Origin of the sequence: Micromonospora coxensis (genome assembly GCF_900090295.1) — a bacterium.
In the GTDB taxonomy this organism is placed as follows: Bacteria; Actinomycetota; Actinomycetes; order Mycobacteriales; family Micromonosporaceae; genus Micromonospora; species Micromonospora coxensis.
In genome coordinates this window covers 4,918,307-4,938,282 of record NZ_LT607753.1, presented here as the reverse complement: position 1 = coordinate 4,938,282, position 19,976 = coordinate 4,918,307, and the positions used below count along the sequence as shown (strand labels likewise).

Annotated in this window: 20 protein-coding genes and 3 tRNA genes; 8 read left to right on the top strand and 15 right to left on the bottom strand. The window is 74.5% G+C overall.

Annotation, left to right across the window (positions count from 1 at the left end):
- The first annotated feature begins 39 nt into the window (after window positions 1-39).
- The 4 genes from cofC to GA0070614_RS22580 all read left to right on the top strand — a co-directional run bounded on the left by cofC (window position 40) and on the right by GA0070614_RS22580 (window position 4,190).
- Window positions 40-666, top strand: a complete 627-nt coding sequence (cofC, locus tag GA0070614_RS22595) for a 2-phospho-L-lactate guanylyltransferase (RefSeq protein ID WP_088977844.1) — start codon at window positions 40-42, stop codon at window positions 664-666.
- A gap of 22 nt (window positions 667-688) precedes the next feature.
- Complete coding sequence (locus tag GA0070614_RS22590; protein ID WP_088977843.1) at window positions 689-886, top strand: cold-shock protein; 198 nt, start codon at window positions 689-691, stop codon at window positions 884-886.
- A 54-nt stretch (window positions 887-940) separates the two neighbouring features.
- Window positions 941-3,235: an RNA degradosome polyphosphate kinase gene (locus GA0070614_RS22585; RefSeq protein WP_088977842.1), complete on the top strand. Its 2,295-nt coding sequence runs from the start codon at window positions 941-943 to the stop codon at window positions 3,233-3,235.
- 70 nt (window positions 3,236-3,305) lie between these two features.
- A complete protein-coding gene (locus tag GA0070614_RS22580) occupies window positions 3,306-4,190 on the top strand; it encodes an NUDIX hydrolase (protein WP_088977841.1) in 885 nt (294 codons plus the stop codon).
- Window positions 4,191-4,251: 61 nt separating this feature from the next.
- On the opposite strand, the gene GA0070614_RS22575 is transcribed toward GA0070614_RS22580, so the two are convergent.
- The 3 genes from GA0070614_RS22575 to leuC all read right to left on the bottom strand — a co-directional run bounded on the left by GA0070614_RS22575 (window position 4,252) and on the right by leuC (window position 7,150).
- Entirely contained in the window at window positions 4,252-4,932 is a 681-nt protein-coding gene (locus tag GA0070614_RS22575; RefSeq protein ID WP_172892483.1) for an HU family DNA-binding protein, read from the bottom strand.
- A 172-nt stretch (window positions 4,933-5,104) separates the two neighbouring features.
- Window positions 5,105-5,692: a 3-isopropylmalate dehydratase small subunit gene (gene leuD / locus GA0070614_RS22570; protein ID WP_088977839.1), complete on the bottom strand. Its 588-nt coding sequence runs from the start codon at window positions 5,690-5,692 to the stop codon at window positions 5,105-5,107.
- Between the two features lie 15 nt (window positions 5,693-5,707).
- Entirely contained in the window at window positions 5,708-7,150 is a 1,443-nt protein-coding gene (leuC, locus tag GA0070614_RS22565) for a 3-isopropylmalate dehydratase large subunit (protein WP_088977838.1), read from the bottom strand.
- A gap of 49 nt (window positions 7,151-7,199) precedes the next feature.
- Here leuC and GA0070614_RS22560 point away from each other — a divergent pair, with 49 nt between their 5' ends.
- Window positions 7,200-7,886, top strand: a complete 687-nt coding sequence (locus GA0070614_RS22560) for an IclR family transcriptional regulator (RefSeq protein WP_088977837.1) — start codon at window positions 7,200-7,202, stop codon at window positions 7,884-7,886.
- A gap of 441 nt (window positions 7,887-8,327) precedes the next feature.
- Here the strand turns inward: GA0070614_RS22560 and GA0070614_RS22555 are convergent.
- The 4 genes from GA0070614_RS22555 to GA0070614_RS22540 form a co-directional block, all read right to left on the bottom strand.
- Window positions 8,328-8,400: transfer RNA gene (locus tag GA0070614_RS22555), tRNA-Glu, on the bottom strand.
- Between the two features lie 153 nt (window positions 8,401-8,553).
- Window positions 8,554-8,626: transfer RNA gene (locus tag GA0070614_RS22550), tRNA-Glu, on the bottom strand.
- 139 nt (window positions 8,627-8,765) lie between these two features.
- Window positions 8,766-8,837, bottom strand: a tRNA-Gln gene (locus GA0070614_RS22545).
- A gap of 106 nt (window positions 8,838-8,943) precedes the next feature.
- Window positions 8,944-9,747 carry a fumarylacetoacetate hydrolase family protein gene (locus tag GA0070614_RS22540; protein WP_088977836.1) on the bottom strand — a complete coding sequence of 268 codons (804 nt, stop codon included), beginning with the start codon at window positions 9,745-9,747 and terminating at the stop codon, window positions 8,944-8,946.
- A gap of 175 nt (window positions 9,748-9,922) precedes the next feature.
- On the opposite strand from GA0070614_RS22540, the gene GA0070614_RS22535 reads away from it, so the two are divergent.
- Together GA0070614_RS22535 and GA0070614_RS22530 are read left to right on the top strand one after the other, a co-directional pair.
- Entirely contained in the window at window positions 9,923-11,470 is a 1,548-nt protein-coding gene (locus GA0070614_RS22535) for a hypothetical protein (protein ID WP_088977835.1), read from the top strand.
- A 33-nt stretch (window positions 11,471-11,503) separates the two neighbouring features.
- Window positions 11,504-12,391: a 3-methyladenine DNA glycosylase gene (locus GA0070614_RS22530; RefSeq protein ID WP_088977834.1), complete on the top strand. Its 888-nt coding sequence runs from the start codon at window positions 11,504-11,506 to the stop codon at window positions 12,389-12,391.
- 117 nt (window positions 12,392-12,508) lie between these two features.
- On the opposite strand, the gene GA0070614_RS22525 is transcribed toward GA0070614_RS22530, so the two are convergent.
- The 8 genes from GA0070614_RS22525 to GA0070614_RS22490 form a co-directional block, all read right to left on the bottom strand.
- Window positions 12,509-12,898 (bottom strand): DUF4180 domain-containing protein, encoded by a 390-nt coding sequence (locus GA0070614_RS22525; protein ID WP_088977833.1) that lies wholly within the window; start codon window positions 12,896-12,898, stop codon window positions 12,509-12,511.
- Window positions 12,899-12,944: 46 nt separating this feature from the next.
- Window positions 12,945-13,370, bottom strand: coding sequence for an alternative ribosome rescue aminoacyl-tRNA hydrolase ArfB (arfB, locus tag GA0070614_RS22520; protein WP_088977832.1), 426 nt, complete (start codon window positions 13,368-13,370; stop codon window positions 12,945-12,947).
- A gap of 9 nt (window positions 13,371-13,379) precedes the next feature.
- A complete protein-coding gene (locus GA0070614_RS22515; protein ID WP_088977831.1) occupies window positions 13,380-13,685 on the bottom strand; it encodes a hypothetical protein in 306 nt (101 codons plus the stop codon).
- A gap of 106 nt (window positions 13,686-13,791) precedes the next feature.
- Window positions 13,792-14,655 (bottom strand): S1C family serine protease, encoded by an 864-nt coding sequence (locus GA0070614_RS22510; protein WP_088977830.1) that lies wholly within the window; start codon window positions 14,653-14,655, stop codon window positions 13,792-13,794.
- 32 nt (window positions 14,656-14,687) lie between these two features.
- On the bottom strand, window positions 14,688-15,647 hold the full coding sequence (locus GA0070614_RS22505) for a VWA domain-containing protein (RefSeq protein WP_088977829.1): 960 nt from the start codon (window positions 15,645-15,647) through the stop codon (window positions 14,688-14,690).
- Complete coding sequence (locus tag GA0070614_RS22500) at window positions 15,644-16,648, bottom strand: DUF58 domain-containing protein (protein WP_088977828.1); 1,005 nt, start codon at window positions 16,646-16,648, stop codon at window positions 15,644-15,646. Before GA0070614_RS22500 ends, GA0070614_RS22505 begins: the two co-directional genes overlap by 4 nt.
- The gene (locus GA0070614_RS22495; RefSeq protein ID WP_088977827.1) at window positions 16,645-17,694 is read right to left on the bottom strand and encodes an AAA family ATPase; all 1,050 of its coding nucleotides are present in this window, start codon (window positions 17,692-17,694) and stop codon (window positions 16,645-16,647) included. Before GA0070614_RS22495 ends, GA0070614_RS22500 begins: the two co-directional genes overlap by 4 nt.
- Before the next feature lie 250 nt (window positions 17,695-17,944).
- Window positions 17,945-18,502, bottom strand: a complete 558-nt coding sequence (locus GA0070614_RS22490) for a hypothetical protein (RefSeq protein ID WP_088977826.1) — start codon at window positions 18,500-18,502, stop codon at window positions 17,945-17,947.
- 397 nt (window positions 18,503-18,899) lie between these two features.
- On the opposite strand from GA0070614_RS22490, the gene GA0070614_RS22485 reads away from it, so the two are divergent.
- Window positions 18,900-19,835, top strand: a complete 936-nt coding sequence (locus GA0070614_RS22485) for an endonuclease/exonuclease/phosphatase family protein (RefSeq protein ID WP_088979593.1) — start codon at window positions 18,900-18,902, stop codon at window positions 19,833-19,835.
- The last annotated feature ends 141 nt before the right edge of the window (window positions 19,836-19,976 follow it).

Sequence of the window (19,976 nt, the reverse complement as noted above, 5' to 3'; positions counted from 1 at the left end):
AGTGAGGGTACCGGCCGGCGACGCTGGCAGGATTGGCGCGTGCAGCCGACCTGGACCGTGGTGGTGCCGGTGAAGCGCCTCGACGCGGCGAAGAGCCGGTTGCGGGGCGCGCTGCCGGCCGTACCCCACGAGGAGCTGGCGCTGGCGTTGGCGGCCGACACGGTCCGCGCGGCGGTGGCCTGCCCGGCGGTGGCCGAGGTCCTGGTGGTCACCGACGACCCGGCGGTGGCGGCCACCGCCGGCGCGGCCGGCGCGCGGGTCGTCCCGGACCGGCCGGACGCCGGGCTCAACGCCGCCTTCCGGCACGGCGCCGAGGTCGCCGGCCGCGGCTGGGTCGCCGGCCTCACCGCGGACCTGCCCGCGCTGCGCCCGGCGGAGCTGGCCGCCGCGCTGCTCGCCGCCGCCACCGACACCCCGGGGGTACGCCGGTTCGTCGCCGACGCCCCGGGCAGCGGCACCGTGCTGCTGGCCGCGCCGCCGGGCGTCGCGCTGGAGCCCCGCTTCGGGGTCGGCTCGGCGGCGGCGCACGCCGCCGGTGGGGCGCTGCCGCTGCACGGCGACTGGCCCACCCTGCGCCGGGACGTGGACACCGCCGCCGACCTGGCCGCCGCCGCCCGGCTCGGGCTCGGCCCGCGCAGCGCCGCGCTGCTGGCGCCCTGCCCCTGACCCACCGGTGTACGGTGCTGGCATGCAGGGCACCGTGGCGAGCTTCGACGCGCAGACCCGCACCGGGGTGCTGCTGCTGGACGACGGCACCGAGCTGGCCTTCCCGGCGCGCGCCTTCGACGCCTCCGGGCTGCGGCTGCTCCGCCTCGGGCAGCGGCTGCGGGTGGAACGCGACCCGGACGGAGCGGTCGTCCGGGTGACGTTCCCGACGATGGCCTGACCGACCCGGCCGGAGTTCATTTTGCGTTAACCGGAATCGGGTGATTATGAGCGGGTGAGCACCCCTCGGGAGCACCCCACCGGCCCACCGCACGCCACCGACCCGACGGCCTCCCGCAACGGCGCCCGCCGTCGCGGCGGCCGAGCCCCGCGCAGCCCGGAGGACGTCGTCGGCACGACCCCCGACTCCCCCGGGACCGGCGCCGCCGGCGCCTCGGCGGGACTCGACGAGGTGCTGGACGCGGGGCAGCGGCCCACCCCGGAGGACGCCACGGCGGCCCGCGAGCCGCTGCCGGAGGACCGCTTCCTCAACCGCGAGGTCTCCTGGCTCGACTTCAACGCCCGGGTGCTGGCGCTGGCCGAGGACCCGCGCACCCCGCTGCTGGAGCGGGCCAAGTTCCTGGCCATCTTCGCCAGCAACCTCGACGAGTTCTACATGGTGCGGGTGGCCGGCCTGAAGCGCCGCCTCTCCGCCGGCCTGCCGGTACGCGGCGGGGACCGGCTGCCGCTGCGGACCCAGCTCGACCGGATCACCGAGAAGACCGCCGACCTGGTGGCCCGGCACGCCGCCTGCTTCGTCGACGACGTGCTGCCCCGCCTCGCCGAGGCCGACGTCCGGATCCTGCGCTGGGCCGAGCTGGACGACCCGGAACGGGAGCGGCTGCGCACCTACTTCCGCGAGCACATCTTCCCGGTGCTGACGCCGCTCGCGGTGGACCCGGCGCACCCGTTCCCGTACATCTCCGGGCGGTCGCTGAACCTGGCGGTGGCGGTACGCGACCCGGACGGCGGCTCGGAGCTGTTCGCCCGGGTCAAGGTGCCGAACAACGTGCCGCGCTTCGTCCGGGTCGCCAAGGACCGGCCCGGCGTGCACATGCTGCCGGTCGAGGAGCTGATCTCGGTGCACCTGGGGCAGCTCTTCTCCGGCATGCAGGTGGTGGAGTGCCACCTGTTCCGGGTGACCCGCAACGCCGAGGTGGAGGTCGACGAGGACCGGGACGAGGACCTGCTCCAGGCGCTGGAACGGGAGCTGGCCCGACGCCGCTTCGGCCCCCCGGTCCGGCTGGAGGTCGCCGCGTCGATCTCCGACCACATGCTGGAGCTGCTCGTCCGCGAGCTGGACATGGACGGGCACGACGTGCTCCGGGTGCCGGGGCTGCTCGACCTGTCGGCGCTCTGGCAGCTCTACGGCGAGGCCGACCGCCCGGACCTGAAGGACCCGCCGTTCGTGCCGGCCACCCACCCCCGCCTCGCCGAGGGCGAGGTGCCGCGCAGCGTCTTCGCCACCCTGCGCGACGGCGACGTGCTGGTGCACCACCCGTACCACTCGTTCGCCACCAGCGTGCAGCGCTTCATCGAGCAGGCCGCCGCCGACCCGGACGTGCTCGCCATCAAGCAGACCCTCTACCGCACCAGCGGCGACTCCCCGATCGTCGACGCCCTGGTCGACGCGGCCGCCGCCGGCAAGCAGGTGGTGGTGCTGGTGGAGCTGAAGGCGCGCTTCGACGAGGTGGCCAACATCGGCTGGGCCCGCACCCTGGAGCGGGCCGGCTGCCACGTCGTCTACGGCCTGGTGGGCCTCAAGACGCACTGCAAGACCGCGCTGGTGGTACGCCAGGAGGGCAACCAGATCCGCCGCTACTGCCACATCGGCACCGGCAACTACCACCCGAAGACCGCCCGGCTCTACGAGGACTTCGGGGTGCTCACCGCCGACCCGGAGATCGGCGCCGACCTGACCGACCTGTTCAACGTCCTCACCGGGTACAGCCGGCAGACCGCGTACCGGCGGCTGCTGGTGGCGCCGCAGGGCATCCGTCGCGGCCTGGTCGAGCGGATCGAACGGGAGATCGCGCACGTCCGGCTCGGCATGCCGGGCCTGGTGCAGTTCAAGGTGAACGCCCTGGTCGACGAGGAGGTGACCGACGCGCTGTACCGGGCCTCCCGCGCCGGGGTGCACGTGGACCTGCTGATCCGGGGCATGTGCACGCTGCGCCCGGGGGTGCCGGGGCTGTCGGAGAACATCCGGGTCCGTTCGATCCTCGGCCGGTTCCTGGAGCACTCGCGGATCTTCCGGTTCGGCAACAACGGCGACGCCGAGTTCTGGATGGGCTCGGCCGATCTGATGCACCGCAACCTGGACCGCCGGGTGGAGGCGCTGGTGCAGGTCAGCGACCCGGTGGCCCGGGCCGAGCTGGACCACGTGCTGACCGCCGCGTTCAGCGCCGAGGTGGACGCCTTCGAGTTGGCCGCCGACGGCACCTGGACCCGGCGTACCGGCAGCGACCAGGAGCCGCTGGTCGACCTGCAGGAGCTGTTGCTGCGCCGGGTCGGCGGCACGGCGGGCTGAGCCGGCGCAGGCGTGCGGGGAGGAGCCCGAGCGGCCCGTGCGGGGGCCGTCCCGGACGTAGGGTGACCAGATGGTGGACGACGAACCGGTCGGGATCCGGGCTGCCGGCGGGGTGGCCTGGCGGCCGGACGCCGACGGCGGCGTCGAGGTCTGCCTGGTGCACCGCCCCCGCTACGGCGACTGGTCGCTGCCGAAGGGCAAGCTGGAGTCCGGCGAGCACCCGCTGCTGGCCGCCGTCCGCGAGGTGGCCGAGGAGAGCGACGTGCGGGCCGTCCCGCAGGTCCGGCTGCCCACCGTGCGCTACCGCAGCGAGGGCCGATCCAAGGCGGTCGACTACTGGTCCATGCGGGCGGTGGGCGAGGGCGGGTTCCAGCCGGGCACCGAGGTCGACGACGTGCGCTGGCTCGGCGTCGACGACGCGGTTCGGCTGGTCAGCTACCCGCACGACGCGGAGGTGCTGGCCGCGTTCGCCGCGCTGCCCCCGGTGACCGCGACGATGGCGCTCATCCGGCACGGGCACGCCGGACGGCGGGCCACCTGGTCCGGCCCGGACGACGGCCGCCCGCTCGACGCCGAGGGCGAGGCCCAGGCCGAGGCGCTCGCGCCGTTGCTGGCGCTGGTCCGCCCGACCCGGCTGCTGTCGGCGTCGGCGCGCCGCTGCGTGCAGACCCTCGCCCCGGTGGCGGCCCTGCTGGACCTGTCGATCGAGGTCTGCGGCGACCTGGACGAGCCGCGTCCGGGTCAGCAGCGTGAGGAGTGCGCGCTGGCGGCGGCCGGCCGGTTGGCGGAGCTGGCCGCCGCCGGCGGGTCGGTCGGGGTGTGCAGCCAGGGCAAGGTGATCCCGGGCGCGCTGGAGCGGCTGACCGGGCGGGCCGACGACTGGAGCACCCCGAAGGGCGGCGGCTGGCTGCTCGCCTTCACCGCCGACCGGCTGCTCGCCGCCGACCGGCTCTGACCGGGCGCACGCGAAGGGCGCCCACCGTGACGGTGGGCGCCCTGTGCGTCGTACGCGGGGATCAGCGCTTGGTGGCCGCCTTCTTGGCCGGCGCCTTCCTCGCCGGGGCCTTCTTGGCCGCGGTGCTCTTCGCCGCGGCGCTCTTGGTGGCCGTGGTCTTCTTCGCCGCGGCGGTCTTCTTGGTGGCCGCGGTGGCCTTGGTCGTCGCGGCGGTCTTCGTCGCCGGGGCGGCCTTCTTGGTGGCGGTCTTCGCCGCGGTGGTCTTGGTGGCCTTGGTGGCCTTGGCCGCCGTGGTCTTCTTGGCGGCGGCGGTGGCCGTGGTCTTCTTCGCGGCGGTGGCCTTCGCCCCGGTCGCCTTCGCCCCGGTGGCCTTCGCCCCGGTCGCCTTGGCGCCCGTCGCCTTCGCCCCGGTGGTCTTGGCGGCCGCCGTGGCGGTCTTCTTCGCCGGGGCCGCGGCCTTCGGCACCTTGCCGCTGGCCACCATCTCCTTGAATCCGGCGCCCGGACGGAAGGTCGGGACGGACGTCTTCTTGACCTTCACCGCCTCACCGGTGCGTGGGTTGCGCGCTGTTCGGGCCCCTCGGACACGCTTTTCGAACGCTCCGAAACCGGTGATCGCCACCTTCTCGCCCTTGGTGACCGCCGCCTGGACCTCAGCGAGGACCGCGTCGAGCGCGGCCGTCGCCGTCTTCCGGTCCCCCAGGCGAGCGGCGAGCGCCTCGATGAGCTCGGCCTTGTTCACGACTTCCTCCCGATTGTGCAACTGACTCGACGCGAGCCATTCTGCGCGCACGGTATGCCCTGTGCTGCCGGGACACAAACATTCGGTGGAAAAAAGCCCTTGTGTCGTAACGGATTCGCCCCCACCGGGCGAACCGGTGGGGGCGAAAAGCGATGAGTGGCGCGGCGTACGGCTATGCCACGGCGGGCTTGAAGGACGGCCGGGTGGCCTCGTAGGCGGCGATGTCATCGGCGTGCCGGAGGGTGAGTCCAATGTCGTCCAAGCCCTCCATCAGCCGCCAGCGGCTGTGGTCGTCGAGCGGGAACGCCCAGGTGGACTCGCCGAGCCGGACCTCGCGGGCGGTCAGGTCGACGGTCAGCGGGGTACCCGGGTCGGACTCGATCCGGTCCCAGATCTCCTCGACCGCTCTCAATTCCAGCTCCACCGGCAGGAGCCCTTCCTTGAGGGCGTTGCCCCGGAAGATGTCACCGAACCGGGGAGAGATCACCGCGCGGAAGCCCCAGTCACGCAGCGCCCAGACGGCGTGCTCCCGCGAGGATCCGGTGCCGAACTCGGGACCGGCCACGAGAATCGACGCACCGGAATACGCCGGATCGTTGAGCACGAATTTCGGATCTTCCCGCCACGCGTTGAAGAGCCCGTCCGCGAAACCGGTCCGGGTCACCCGCTTGAGGTACACGGCGGGGATGATCTGGTCCGTGTCCACGTTGGATCGGCGCAGCGGCACGGCGGTGCCGGTGTGGGTGGTGAATTTGTCCATCTCTCGGCTGCCCTTCTACAGATCGGCCGGGGCGGCGAGCCGGCCGACCACGGCGGTGGCGGCGGCGACCGGCGGGGACACCAGGTGGGTGCGTCCTCCCCGGCCCTGGCGGCCCTCGAAGTTGCGGTTGGAGGTGGAGGCGGACCGCTGGCCGGGCCGGAGCGTGTCCGGGTTCATCCCGAGGCACATCGAGCAGCCGGCGAAGCGCCACTCGGCGCCCGCGTCGGCGAAGACCTTGTCCAGCCCTTCGGCCTCGGCCGCCTCCCGCACGGCCGCGCTGCCCGGCACCACCAGCATCCGTACGCCGTCGGCCACCTTGTGGCCGCGCAGCACGTCCGCGGCGGCGCGCAGGTCCTCCAGCCGGCCGTTGGTGCAGGAGCCGACGAAGACCACGTCGACCGCGAGGTCGCGCAACGGGGTGCCGGGGGTGAGGTCCATGTACTCCAGCGCCCGGCGGGCGGCGGTCCGCTCCGCCTCGCTGACGAACTCCTCCGGGTCGGGCACGGCCGCGCCGAGCGGCGCGCCCTGACCGGGGTTGGTGCCCCAGGTCACGAACGGGGTGATCCGGGCGGCGTCCAGGGTCACCTCGGCGTCGAAGGTGGCGTCGGCGTCGGTGGGCAGGGTCCGCCAGTAGGCCACCGCGGCGTCCCAGTCCGCGCCCTGCGGGGCGTTCGGCCGGCCCTTGAGGTACGCGAAGGTGGTCTCGTCCGGCGCGATCAGGCCGGCCTTGGCGCCCCACTCGATGGACATGTTCGCGACCGTCATCCGGCCCTCCATGGACAGGGCGCGGATCGCCTCGCCCCGGTACTCCACGATGTGGCCGCGTCCACCGCCGGTGCCCACCTGGGCGATCAGCGCGAGGACCAGGTCCTTGGCGGTGACGCCGGGGCCGAGCTGACCGGTGACGTTCACCGCCATGGTCTTCGGCCGGGCCTGGGGCAGCGTCTGGGTGGCCAGGACGTGCTCGACCTCACTGGTGCCGATGCCGAAGGCGAGCGCCCCGAAGGCGCCGTGGGTGGCGGTGTGCGAGTCGCCGCAGACGATGGTCATGCCGGGCTGGGTGACGCCGAGCTGCGGGCCGATGACGTGCACGATGCCCTGGTTCTCGTCGCCCAGGGGGTGCAGCCGCACGCCGAACTCGGCGCAGTTGCGGCGCAGCGTCTCGATCTGGGTGCGCGAGGTCGGATCCGCGATGGTGAGCAGGTCACCACGGCGCAGCCGGAACGACGGGTCGTCGTACCCGGTCGGGGTGTTGTGATCCTCGGTCGCGAGCGTGAGATCGGGGCGGCGGACCCGGCGGCCGGCCAGGCGCAGCCCGTCGAAGGCCTGCGGGCTCGTCACCTCGTGCAGCAGGTGCAGGTCGATGTAGAGCAGGTCCGGCTCACCCTCGGCGGTCCGTACGACGTGCGCGTCCCAGACCTTCTCGGCCAGGGTCCTCGGTCGAGTGACTCCCACCATCTGGACATCCTAAATTCTGGGAGGTAAATTTCGGCTTGTGGGACACAGTATGAGCGGTGTCGGCGTCCTCGACAAGGCGGTGGTCATCCTGGCCGCCTGTGTCGACGGCGCCAGCCTGGCCGAACTCGTTGAACGCACCAAGCTGCCCCGGGCCACCGCGCACCGGCTGGCACAGGCGCTGGAGATCCACCGGATGCTGGTCCGGGACACCCAGGGGCGCTGGCGTCCCGGGCCCCGGCTCGGCGAGCTGGCCAACGCCGCTCCCGACGTGCTGCTGACGGCGGCGGAGCCGCTGCTGGCCGCGCTGCGCGACGCCACCGGGGAGAGCGCCCAGCTCTACCTGCGCCGCGCCGACGAGCGGGTGTGCGTGGCCGCCGCCGAGCGCGCCAGCGGCCTGCGGGACACCGTGCCGGTCGGCTCGGTGCTGCCCATGACGGCGGGCTCGGCGGCGCAGATCCTGCTCGCCTGGGAGCCGCCCGAGGCGGTCATGCCGCTGCTGCCCCGGTCGAAGTTCACCGGCCGCACCCTGGCCGAGGTCCGTCGTCGCGGCTGGGCGCAGAGCGTCGCCGAGCGGGAGGCGGGTGTGGCGAGCGTCTCGGCCCCGATCCGGGACCGCACCGGCCGGGTGATCGCCGCGATCAGCATCTCCGGCCCGATCGAGCGGCTCGGCCGCCGCCCCGGTGAGCGCCACGCCATGGCGGTGGTCCGGGCCGGCCAACGCCTCTCCGGCCTCTGACCGCAGCTCGCCCTAGCGGGGCTGTGGCAGCCGACGGACGCGGCCCTGGGGCCGACCCTGACCGAGGACGGGACGGCCGGCGACCAAGGCCGTGAGGCCGACGGACGCGGGTCCGGGGCCGACCCTTGCCTCGGACGGGACGGCGGCCAAGGCCATGGCGGCGGACGGACTCGACCCCCGAGGCCGACTCTGGCCCGGGGGGGAAGGGCATCAGGCGACCCGGCAGCGACGCGCACGCCGGGTAACGACGGGCGGGCACACGCTCGGTGAGATCAGCACGGCACCAGGCTCCGCAGCGGTGTCGGGCGCCGGCCGCCAACGGCGCGAAGCCGCGCCCGGGAACACCGCGCCCCGGCCGCCCGCAGCAGCCCGGAACGGCGAACTCGCCCGATACGGCGAACGGCCCGCCTCGCGCTCAGCGAGACGGGCCGTTCTGCTCTGTAGCCCCGACCGGATTCGAACCGGCGCTACCGCCTTGAGAGGGCGGCGTCCTGGGCCGCTAGACGACGGGGCCAGGCACTTTTGCTGCATCACCACCCTGACGAGCGGTGCGGTTGTAGTCTAGCGGCACCGCTTTCCGGCGCCGACGCGGGGGCCACCCTCGCACGGGCGGACGCGAGACACGAGGAAGCCCGTCCCACCGAGGTGGAACGGGCTGTCAGCGCTGTAGCCCCGACCGGATTCGAACCGGCGCTACCGCCTTGAGAGGGCGGCGTCCTGGGCCGCTAGACGACGGGGCCAGAACTCATCGTGCTTCCCCACCCTGGCGGGCGGGGAAGCTGCACTCTACCAGAGATCATCTGCCGCCCCTCCGAGGAGGAGCGGAGCGGAACTCCGCCAGAATCCAGCGTCCGGGACTCTCGCGAATCCGCGGTTGCGCTGGGGTACCAGGACTCGAACCTAGACTAACTGAACCAGAATCAGTCGGGCTGCCAATTACCCCATACCCCATTGGCCCCTTGCGGCGCCGAGAAAGAACTTTACCCTCCCCGCGCCAGCAGGCCAAATCCAACCCCCCGAACCGCCTCTGAGCTGCGGAAACAGGGCGTCGGACGCATCAGGCGACCGGGACCACCGGGTTGGTGAGCTCGCCGATCCCCTCGATCCGCACGGTGACCGTATCCCCCTCCGTGAGCGGGCTAACCCCCGCCGGGGTGCCGGTCAGCACCACGTCGCCGGGGAGCAGCGTCATCACGTGCGAGATGTACGACACCAGCGCCGGCACGTCGAAGACCATGTCCTTGGTCCGGCCGAGTTGGCGTACCTCCATCTCCTCCGGGTCACGACCGACCTCGCAGCGGACCTCCAGGTCGGAGACGTCCAGGCCGGTGGTGATCCACGGCCCGATCGGGCAGAACGAGTCGAAGCCCTTGGCCCGGGTCCACTGCCCGTCGGAGCGCTGCAGGTCCCGCGCGGTCACGTCGTTGGCGCAGGTGTAGCCGAAGATCGCCTTCTCGGCGGCGGCCCGGTCGGCCCGTCGCGCGCCGGGCGCGCCGATCACCACGGCCAGCTCCGCCTCGTGCTCGACCTGCTTCGAGAAGATCGGCAGCCGGATCGCGTCCCGCGGCCCGATGACCGAGGTGGAGGGCTTGAGGAAGAGCAGCGGCTCCTTGGGCACCTCGCTGCCGTGCTCGGCGGCGTGCTCGGCGTAGTTGCGCCCGACGCAGACCACCTTGCTCGGCAGGATCGGCGAGAGCAGCCGGACGTCGGAGAGCGCCCAGCGGGCGCCGGAGAACTGGATCGGGCCGAACGGGTGTCCCTCGATCTCGGCGATGGTCAGGCCCTGCGGCCCGGCCCCCGGCTCGCCCTCGACGACCCCGAACGACATTCCCTTGGCATGAGCAAAACGAGCGATACGCACCAGGCCAATCTAGCCCCGCCGGTGCGCCCCGAGCCGGGCGACGGCCCGGCGACGGCTCGGCCACCGGCGCGTCGGCGCAGCGTACGCCATCGGCGGCCGGCGGGGGCGAGGTTCGGCACTTCGTACCCGGCCGGAGGTGGGCCGCCCCTAGCGTCGGCTGCGGAGGTTCGTTCGTATGCCTGCATCGAGACGACACCACAGGGCCCTCGCCGTGTTCGTGCACGGCCTGGGCGTCCTCGCCGCCGTGCCGGCCCTGCCCGCGGCGACGTCCCCGAGAGCCGAGGCCGCACCGGCGGTGGTCGCCCCGGCGCCGGCACCGGCCGCAGCCATGAGCCCGGCGCCGTCGACGGCGACGAGCCCGGCACCGGCGACGGCCACCAGCCCGGCGCCGGTCACGGCCACCGGCCCGACGCCCTCCACGGCGACGAGCCCGACGCCCGACGCGACCGGGAGGCTCGCACCGGTGGCGGCGCCCGGGGCGCGGGAGGCGCCGGCGGCCCCGGGGGTCGCGGCGACCGGGGCGGTGATCCCGGTGACACCCGCCGTGCCGGCCCCGGGGATGGGCGCCACGGCCGCGCCCGGAGCACCCCGGCCGGCCCCACCGGTCACCGTGTCGGTGACGGCGGCCGGGACGCCCGCGCCGGGCTACCGGATCCGCGTGCACAACGACGCCACCACCACGATCGAGACCACGGTGCGGCAGGAGCTGCCGGCCGGCTCGTCGACGACGGCGGTGAGCGCGGGCGGCCGGGCCACCCGCGTCCCGGGGCCGAACAGCACCGGGGAGGTGACCTGGCGGCTGCGCCTGCCGGCCCGGAGCACCACGACGCTGGACACCGCCCTCGCGGTCACCGCGCCGGGCCGAGCGCTCACCGCGCCCGCCTGCGCCTTCACCGGCGACGGCAACCGGCCGTACGACTGCGCCACCGCCACCTGGCAGGGCACGGCGGTGCCCGCCGCCGAGGCGGAGGAGGCGGCCCCGGCCTGGCGACGCCCGCCGATCCTGGCCGCGACGCTGGTCGTGCTGCTGGTGCTGAGCGCCGTCGGCGTCTGGATGTGGCGGCGGGCCCGCCGTCGGCACGTCGAGCCGACCGGCGCCGCGTCGGCGGCGGCGGGCGTCCCGCCGTACGCCGGAGGCCCCGACGCTCCCGGGGGCACCGTCTACCCGCGTCCGGCCGCTCCCGGCGCCCCCGGGCGACGCCGCCGGCCCCCGGTCTGGGCGATCGTCGGGGTGGCCGTGGTGGTGCTCGCCGTGGTGGTCTCCACGGCGGTGTTCACCGCCACCCGGCGGGTGTCCGCGATCGACACGGCCAAGCAGCCGACCAGCGGCGCCTGGGTGGGGCGCAGCGCCACCGGGACCGTCGGGGTGCCGCTGCGGGAGCAGTCGTTCGAGTTCACCGTCTACCGGGTGGACTGCGCCAGCGCCGCCGGTTCGGCCCGGCGCTGCCAGGCCACCGTCGGGGTGCGCAACGTCACGCCCGAGCAGCAGACCTGGCACGGCGAGCTGCAACGGGCGTACCTGCGGGGCGGCAACTGGGTCACCACCGACGCCGACGCCACCCGGGTGGCGAACCTGGGCCGCGACGTCTTCGCCCAGCCGGTCGCCGCGAACAGCCGGGTGGTGCTGCCGCTGGTCTTCACCATGACCGGGACGCAGAAGCCGGAACAGCTCGAACTGCGCAGCGGGGTCTTCTCCGCCGGGGTGCGGGTGGACGTGCCCTGACCGGCGGGCGGGCGGCGGTCGTACCCTGAACGGGTGACCGCCGCCCTCGCCCCCGCCGCCCTCGACGCGGCCGACTGGCAGGCCCGGCGCGCCGCGCACGAGCAGCGGGTGGACGCCTGGCTGGCGCCCCACCTGGCCCGCCGCCGGGCGGGTGGGAAGCACCCGGTGGAGGACTTCCTCTTCACCTACTACTCGCACCGCCCGGCCCAGCTGCGCCGCTGGCACCCCGGTGCCGGGGTGGTGCTGCGCGACGCGGACCCGGCCGAGTTCGGCCCGGACTACCGCGCCGACACCGCCGGGGTCACCCTCGACACCGATCGGGTACGCGAGCGCCGCGCCGGCTCCGTCACCTGGATCCGTGACCTGCTCGCCGCCACCGCCGGCCGGCCGGCGCACCTGGGCTGCTTCGGGATGCACGAGTGGGCGATGGTCTACCGGCAGACCCAGGACGAGGTACGCCACAACGCCTGGCCGCTGCGCCTGTCGGCGGAGCGGACGGCGGCGGTGGTCGAGGAGCGCGGCGTCCGGTGCAGCCACTTCGACGCGTTCCGCTTCTTCACCCCGCCGGCGCGGCCGCTGAACCTGCTCACGCCGACCAGGGAGAGCCAGCACGCGCTGGAGCAGCCGGGCTGCCTGCACGCCAACATGGACCTCTACAAGTGGTCCTACAAGCTCTCCCCGCTGGTGCCCAGCGAGCTGGTGGCGGACTGTTTCGCGCTGGCGAGGGAGATCCGGACGCTGGACATGCGGGCGTCCCCGTACGACCTGACCGCACTGGGCTACCCGCCCGTGCGGGTCGAGACCGTCGAGGGTCGGCACGAGTACGTGCTGGCGCAGCGGTCGTTCGCGGACCGGGCCGCGCTGCTGCGTGCCCGGCTGTTGGCGGAGTGCGACCGGCTCGTCGCCGCCTCGGACGGCTGACCGACCCGGTCACCGCGGCGACGGGCGTACGCCGGCGGCCCGTGCGAACATCATCGAGCTCAACGCCCTGCCGTCCAGGCGCCCTCGTGCCCGGCCGGGCGGCGCGTCCCGGCCGGCTCAGGCGGTCGCGGGCCGACCCTGCCGGCGCAGCTTCTCCTCCAGCTCGGACAGGGTGTCGACGAACCAGAGCTGGTGGCCCGCGTTGGCCTCGGCGACGAAGTCGCGCAGCGCGGCGCTGCGTGCCACGTGGACGGAGATGTCCCCGACCACGACCAACGGCAGCCGGTGGTTGACGAACTTCTGCACCAGCTCCCCCGCCACCCCGGTACGCAGCGTGAAGAACTCGCCGGCCAGCCGCCGTACCGGGACCACCACGAGCTGCGCGCCGTACCCGGCCGCCTCCGCGATCACCCGCAGCGCGTCCGCGCCCTCGCACAGCTTCGGCCCGTCGGCCGCGCAGGCCAGCACCGAGCGGCCGTGCAGGGTGACGAGGGTGTCGCCGGACATGTTCGCAGCCTAGGCACGCGTCGGGCGGGTACGCCGGCTTTCCCGGTCAGTCCCTGTCGACCCGCCGGTCCCGCTTGCGCTGGGACTGGCGCTTCTTCTCGGCCAGCCGGCGTTCCTTGGCCCCGCGCGAGGGCCGGGTGGGTCGCCGGGGCGGGGGTGGCGGCGCGACGGCCTCGCGCAGCAGCGCGGCCAGCCGCTCGCGGGCCGCCTCACGGTTGGCGAGCTGGGCCCGGTGCTCGCTGGCGGCGATGGTCAGCACCCCGTCGACGAGGCGGCCGGCCAGCCGTTCCAGTGCCCGGGTCCGCAGCGCCGGGGGCAGGCTGGGCGTGCCGGCCAGGTCGAAGCTCAGCTCCACCCGGGAGTCGGTGGTGTTGACCCCCTGCCCGCCGGGGCCGGACGACCGGGAGAACCGCTCCCGCAGCTCGGCGGCGGGCACGATCCACCGGTCGGTCACCCGCAGTCCGTCATCCACGCCCCGAGGCTAGCGCTCCTGCACGCCGGCCTTGGTGGAAGCGGTCGGTGACGGGCTCGGGGCCGGCTCGGCGCGCTCGTGGTCGGGCCCCACGGCGGCGTACGCGACCGCGCCGACGAGCAGCAGCGCGATCACGCCGACCTTCGTGGTGACCGCCCGGACCAGCAGCCATGCGGCCCGCCGGGCACCCGGCACGGCGTTCTTTGCGGCCTTGTAGTCGTTCCAGCCGCGTCTGGCCCGGGCGTACTGCGCGCCCACGCCCCATCCGAGGAAGAGTCCCACCGCGAGCAGGACCGCAACGAGAGGAAGCTCCACCCACGCCAGTATCCACACTCAGCGTGATATTTCTATGGCCCGATGGTCCCACGCCAGGTATCCGACAGTTCTACCGTTACGCCCGTCCGGTCCTGGCGCGTCCGACTCAGCCGCCTTTGCCGATGATCGTGTCGGCGGTCTGCTGGACCTGGTCGATCGGGATGGCGAACCCGATCCCGATCGAGCCGTTGCCGTCGATGGTGGCGATCGCGGTGTTCACCCCGACCACCTCGCCCCGGGCGTTGACCAGCGGACCGCCGGAGTTGCCCGGGTTGATGGAGGCGTCGGTCTGCACCGCGCTGCGCCGGTTGGTGCCCAGGCGCACCTGGCGGTCCAGCGCGCTGACGATGCCCGCGGTGACCGTGCCGGCCAGCCCGAGCGGCGAGCCGACCGCCAGCACCGGCTCCCCCACCCGGGTCGAGCGCGGCTTGGCCAACGGCAGGGGCGCCAGGCCGGCCTCGGTCGGCACCTTCAGCACCGCCAGGTCGCTGCCCGGCTCCCGGCCGACCACCTCGGCGGCGTACCGGCGGCCGTCGGGCAGCTCCACGGTCACCTCGCCACCGCCACCCTTGGCCAGGATGTGGTCGTTGGTGATGATGTGCTGCTGGTTGTCGATGGCGAAACCGGAGCCGGTGGCGCCCGCCCGGGTACCCCCGCCGACCATCACCGACACCACCCCCGGCACGGTCTTCTGGGCGGCGGTCACCAGTTCCGCCGGCACCGGCGCGGCGGAGGCCGCCGTCGGCCCCGGAGCCCCGCCCTGGCCGGCCACCCACCCGCCCGCCGCCGCGCCGGAGACGGTGGAGAGGGCCACCACCGCCGCCGCGGTCAGCAGCCGGCCGCGCCAGCGCCGCCGGGACGGGTCCTCCCCCGACCCCGGCACGTCCCACCGGGGACGCCCGTCGGGGCCCAGTTCGGGCGAGACGAACCACGGTCCCCGGGGCTCGCCCAGACCGGTCTGCACTGCCATACGCGTGCTCCTCACTCGTCACTCGTCGGGGGTCAGGGCAGCCGGGAGAACCAGCGCATCGACCCGGCCGCGGCGCCCATCGCGAACACCAGCCCGAGGCCGATGAACCGGGCGGAGACGTCCTGGCGTTCCTTGCGCCACCCCACCGAGGAGCCGATGTCCTCGTACACCTCGCGCAGTTGCTGGCTGGTGCCCGCCTCGTGGAACCGGCCCCCGGTGTCCTCGGCGACCGCCTTCAGGGTCTGCCCGTCCACCGGCACCTGGATGGGCCGGCCGCCCCGGTCGACGAAGCCGCCCGGGGTGCCGAACGAGATGGTGTGCACCGGCACCTTCGCCGTCACGGCGGCCGAGGCCGCCTCCATCGGGTCCATGCCGGAGGTGTTCGCCCCGTCGGAGAGCAGGATGATCCGGGCCGGCGGCGGCTGCTTGGCGGCGTTGGCGTCGAGGCTCTTGACCGCGCCGAGCGAGGCGCTGATCGCCTCGCCGATCGCGGTGCCCTGCACGCCGGTGATCCCCTCGGCGAGCCGGTCGATCCCCTCGTCCAGCGCCTCCCGGTCGGTGCTCGGCGGCACCAGCACCGCGGCGCTGCCGGCGAAGGCGACCAGACCGACGTTGAACTCGTCGGGCAGCCCCTCGACGAAGCGGCGGGCCGCCTCCTTGGCCGCCGCCAGCCGGTCCGGCTCCACGTCGGTGGCGAGCATCGAGGTGGAGACGTCGACGGCGACCATGACGGTGGCGCGTTCCCGGGGCACCCGCACCTCGGCCTCCGGCCGGGCGAAGCCCACCACCAGCAGCGCCAGCATGGCCAGGAAGAGGCCGGCCGGCACGTGCCGCCGCCAGGCGGGGCGGGCCGGCGCGACCCGGTCGAGCAGCCTCAGGTTGGTGAAGCGGACCGCGTAGCGGCTCTGCCGGCGCTGGGCGAGCAGGTAGCCGACGGCCAGCGCGAGCACCCCGAACAGCAGCAGCAGCCGGGCCGGTGACTGCCAGCTCACGCCGCACCTTCCCGGGCCGCCGCGGGCGCCGCCGCGAGGCGACGCTGGGCGTGCACGTGGCGCACGATGTCGGCGGTCCAGTCCCGGTCGGTCCGCAGCGGCAGGTGGGCCGCTCCGCACCGGCGCAGCGCCCGGCGCACCTGGTCGCGCTGGGCGACGGCGGCGTCGGTGTAGCGCCGGCGCAGGACCGCATCGCCGGTCCAGACCTCACGCCGCCGGCCGGTCTCCGGGTCGACCAGGGTGATCAGGCCGACGTCGGGCAGCTCCAGCTCGCGCGGGTCGGTGATCTCGACCGCCAGCACCTGGTGGCGGGCGGTGAGTCGGCGCAGCGCCGGCTCCCATCCGGCGGCCTCGTCGTGCCGCTCCGGCAGTCCGTCGAGGAAGTCGGAGACCACCACGACCAGGCCCCGCCGGGTGGCGACCCGCTGCGTCGCGGCCAGTGCCGCGCCCAGGTCCGGTGGCTGCGGCGAGTGGTCGGCGCCGTCGTGGCCGCCGGAGCGCGGGGCGGCCAGCAGCGTCCGCAGCAGGCTCAACAGATGGGTACGCCCGCCGCGCGCCGGGAAGCGGCGCAGCCCGGACGGGCCGAGCACCTGGGCGCCGAGCCGGTTGCCCGCCCCGGCGGTGAGGAAGCCGACCGCGGCGACGGCGGCCACCGACAGCTCCCGCTTGTCCAGCTCGGCGGTGCCGAACTCCATGCTGGGGCTGGCGTCGACCAGCAGCCAGGTGGTGAGTTCCCGGTCGGCGTCGACCTCGCGCACGTGCGGCACGCCGGTGCGGGCGGTCACCGCCCAGTCCATCCGGCGCACCTCGTCCTCACCGGGCCGGTACTCGCGGCTGCCGGCGATCTCGCTGCCCGGGCCGGGCAGCAGTCCGCGATGCTGTCCCTGGAGCAGGCCGTCGAGGCGTCGGGTCACGGTCAGCTCCAGCCGGCGCAGCCGCTCGCCGGGGGCGAGGTCGGCCAGTCCCGGGTCGGCCTGGGACGCGACGGCGGCCCGCCTCATGCCGCCGCCAGGTCGGGTGCGTGCTCGGGCTGCCCGGTGGCCAGCACGGGCGGTGGCACGGCCTGGACGAGCCGGTGCACCACCGCCTCGGCGGAGACGCCGTCCGCGACCGCGTCGAAGGAGAGCACCAGCCGGTGGGCGAGGACGTCCACGGCGAGGTCCCGGACGTCCTCGGGGAGCACGTACTCCCGGCCGTGCAGCAGCGCCTGGGCGCGGGCGGCGGCGACCAGGCCGAGGGTGGCCCGGGGGCTCGCCCCGTACGCGAGCATCGGCGCGAGCTCGGGCAGCCCGAAGCGGCCCGGGTCGCGGGTGGCGAGGATGAGCCGGACGACGTACTCGGCGATGGCGTGGTGGACGAAGACCCGGGCGGCACGCCGTTGCAGGTCGCGCAGGCGCACCGGGTCGAGCACCTGCCGGGCCCGGGGCTTCTCGACGCTCATCCGGTAGAGGATGGCCAGTTCGTCGGCGTCGTCCGGGTAGTCCACGACGATCTTCATGAGGAAGCGGTCCCGCTGCGCCTCGGGCAGCTGGTACACCCCTTCGGACTCGATCGGGTTCTGGGTGGCGAGCACCAGGAACGGCTCCGGCACCGGCCAGCTGCGACCGCCGATCGAGACCTGCCGCTCGGCCATCGCCTCCAGCAGCGCCGACTGCACCTTGGCCGGGGCCCGGTTGATCTCGTCGGCCAGCACCAGGTTGGCCATGATCGGGCCCAGCTCGACGTCGAAGCTCTCCTGCGACGCCCGGTAGATGCGGGTGCCGACGATGTCGGAGGGGACCAGGTCGGGGGTGAACTGGATCCGGGAGAACGTCCCGCCGACCACCGTGGCGAGGGTCTGCGCGGCGAGTGTCTTGGCCACGCCGGGGACGCCTTCGAGCAGGCAGTGCCCGTCGGCGACCAGTGCGGTGAGCAGGCGGTCGACGAGCCGATCCTGCCCGACGATCACGCGTTTGACCTCGAAGAGGGTCTGTTCCAACTCGATGCCCGCCGGATCGGGATCGGCCGGGCTGGGCAGGCTGGCCAGGGTGTCCGAGATGTCCGTCACGGTGCTTGCTTCCCGGGCCACCGGGCCGACAAACGTCGGAATTTCGGCACCGGACGGCGCGTCCGCGGGCCATTCGGGGACGACCGGCGCCACAAGCGACACCGCGCCGGGCGGAGGGGCGCGGCGGCGGTTCAGACCCGCGACGGCGCGGGACGGCGGGGACCGGCGAGCAGCCGACCCGTCGCGGGACCCACCCACGACGTCGGCTCCCGCTGTGGGGCGGGAGCCGACGTGAGACGTGCCGCGCCGGTCAGGGCGTGTGCACGGCCAGGTGGAACGGAAGGTCGGTCGGCACGCCGGCCGAGTTGCGGGTCTGCACGAAGACCGCGTTGGTCAGGCCGTAGCCGCGCGGCGCGACGCCGACCTCGCCGGGCAGCGGGATCTCCCCGGTCGGCGGGGTCGGCACCGCGACGGTGCCGATGGTGGCGACGAACCCGCCCCGGGCGACGTTGCGGTTGAAGAAGACCTCGTACTGACCGGGGCCGTACTTGTAGGCGGCGATGGCGTCGTGGCCACGGACGAGCAGGTTCACGCCCCCGCCCGGGCCGGACTTGACGACGGCGAAGGACACCGCGCCGCCGATCGCCTCGGTGCCGATCTCCGACTGCGCGGCCAGGGCCGCCTTGGCCTCGCGCACCCGCTCCGCCGACGGCCGGGGCTGCAGGTCGGAACGGGGGGCCGGTTGCACGACCTGAGCGGCGGACCGTTCGGTGGTGGGCTGGGCGGCGGCGATCCCGCCGCCGGCCAGGGTGAGCGCCAGGACGCCGAGCGTCACCGCTGCCGCCTTGCGCCTGAAGAATGTGGCCATGACAGGTCTCCCTCTGGTTGCCGTGGTGATACGGCCGACTCACATTTCCGCGAGCCGGTTGAATCCTGCCGACAGGCCGGGACAGGCGAAGGTCGCACCCCTTCGCCCCGCACCGCAAAACGCTGACAAGCGATGTTTTACACCCGACTTGAGCAGGCATTACTACGCTCTGTTGTGGCGCCTCAACCAGGAGGAACGTAGCACCGCAAAAAGCCGAGCGTCAATAGTTGATCAATGCGTTTCAGCAACCCGGCGACAATTATGGAAAACGCGAGAAGGGCCGCCTCGACCATTCACGAAATAGTGTGGCGGGCACCGTCGGGAACGGCGGACGGCTAGCCTGGGCGGCGTGATCGACACCGTCGCGCCACCGCGCGCGCACCGCGACCGGGCGACGCTGCTCTGCTGGCTGGCGGTCGCGCCCGGCCTCGCCTGGGCGGTGGTCCGCCTCGCCGGGCTGGAGCGCGGCCCGCTGGTGCAGGCGCTGGCCTTCACCCCGTACGTCGCGGTGGGGAGCCTGGCGCCGCTGGCGCTGGCGCTCGCCCTGCGGCGTCGCCGGGCGGCGCTGGTCGCGGCCCTGGTGGCGCTGGCGCTGATCGGCGCGGTGGCGCCCAGGGCGCTGGCCTCCGGGCAGCCCGACGCGGCCGGGCCGGTGCTGCGGCTGCTCACCGCCAACCTGCTCAAGGGCTCCGCCGACGCCCGCACGCTGGTCGACCTGGTCCGCCGGCACCGGGTGGACGTGCTGGCCGTGCAGGAGTTCACCCCGCAGGCCCAGGCCGAACTGGACCGGCACGGGCTGGCCGAACTGCTGCCGCACCGGCAGCTCAACCCGGAGGTCGGCACCACCGGCTCGGGGCTCTACGCGCGCCAACCGCTCACCGGCGGCGGCTTCCGGCGCAATCCCGGCTTCGCGTTCACCCAGGCGTACGCGTGGATGACGGTCCCCGGCGCGGCGCCGCTGCGCGTCGAGTCGGCGCACCCGGCCGCCCCGTACGGCGTCGAGGTGGTCGACGACTGGTTCACCGACCTGCGGGCGCAGCCACGCGCCACCCCGGACGGGCCGCTGAGCATCCTCGCCGGGGACTTCAACGCCACCCTCGACCACGCTCCGCTACGCGCATTGCTGGACAGCGGGTACGTCGACGCGGCCGACGCCGCCGGGGCGGGGCTGGCCGGCACCTGGGGGCCGTACGACGGCGACCCGATCCCGCCGGTCGCCATCGACCACGTGCTGGTCGACCGGCGGATCGCCGTCCGCGCGGTCGACGTGCACCCGGTGCCGGGCAGCGACCACCGGGCGGTCCTCGCCGAACTGCGCCTCCCGGCCGCCTGAGCCGGACCGCCGACCCGGGCCGGCGACCCGGGCCGGCGACCCGGGCCGGCGACCCGGGCCGGCGACCGAGGCGGCGCGGACCGGTGGACCGGACCGAGCCCGGGTCTGACAGCGTGGGGCCGGGCCGGGCCGGCGGCGCGG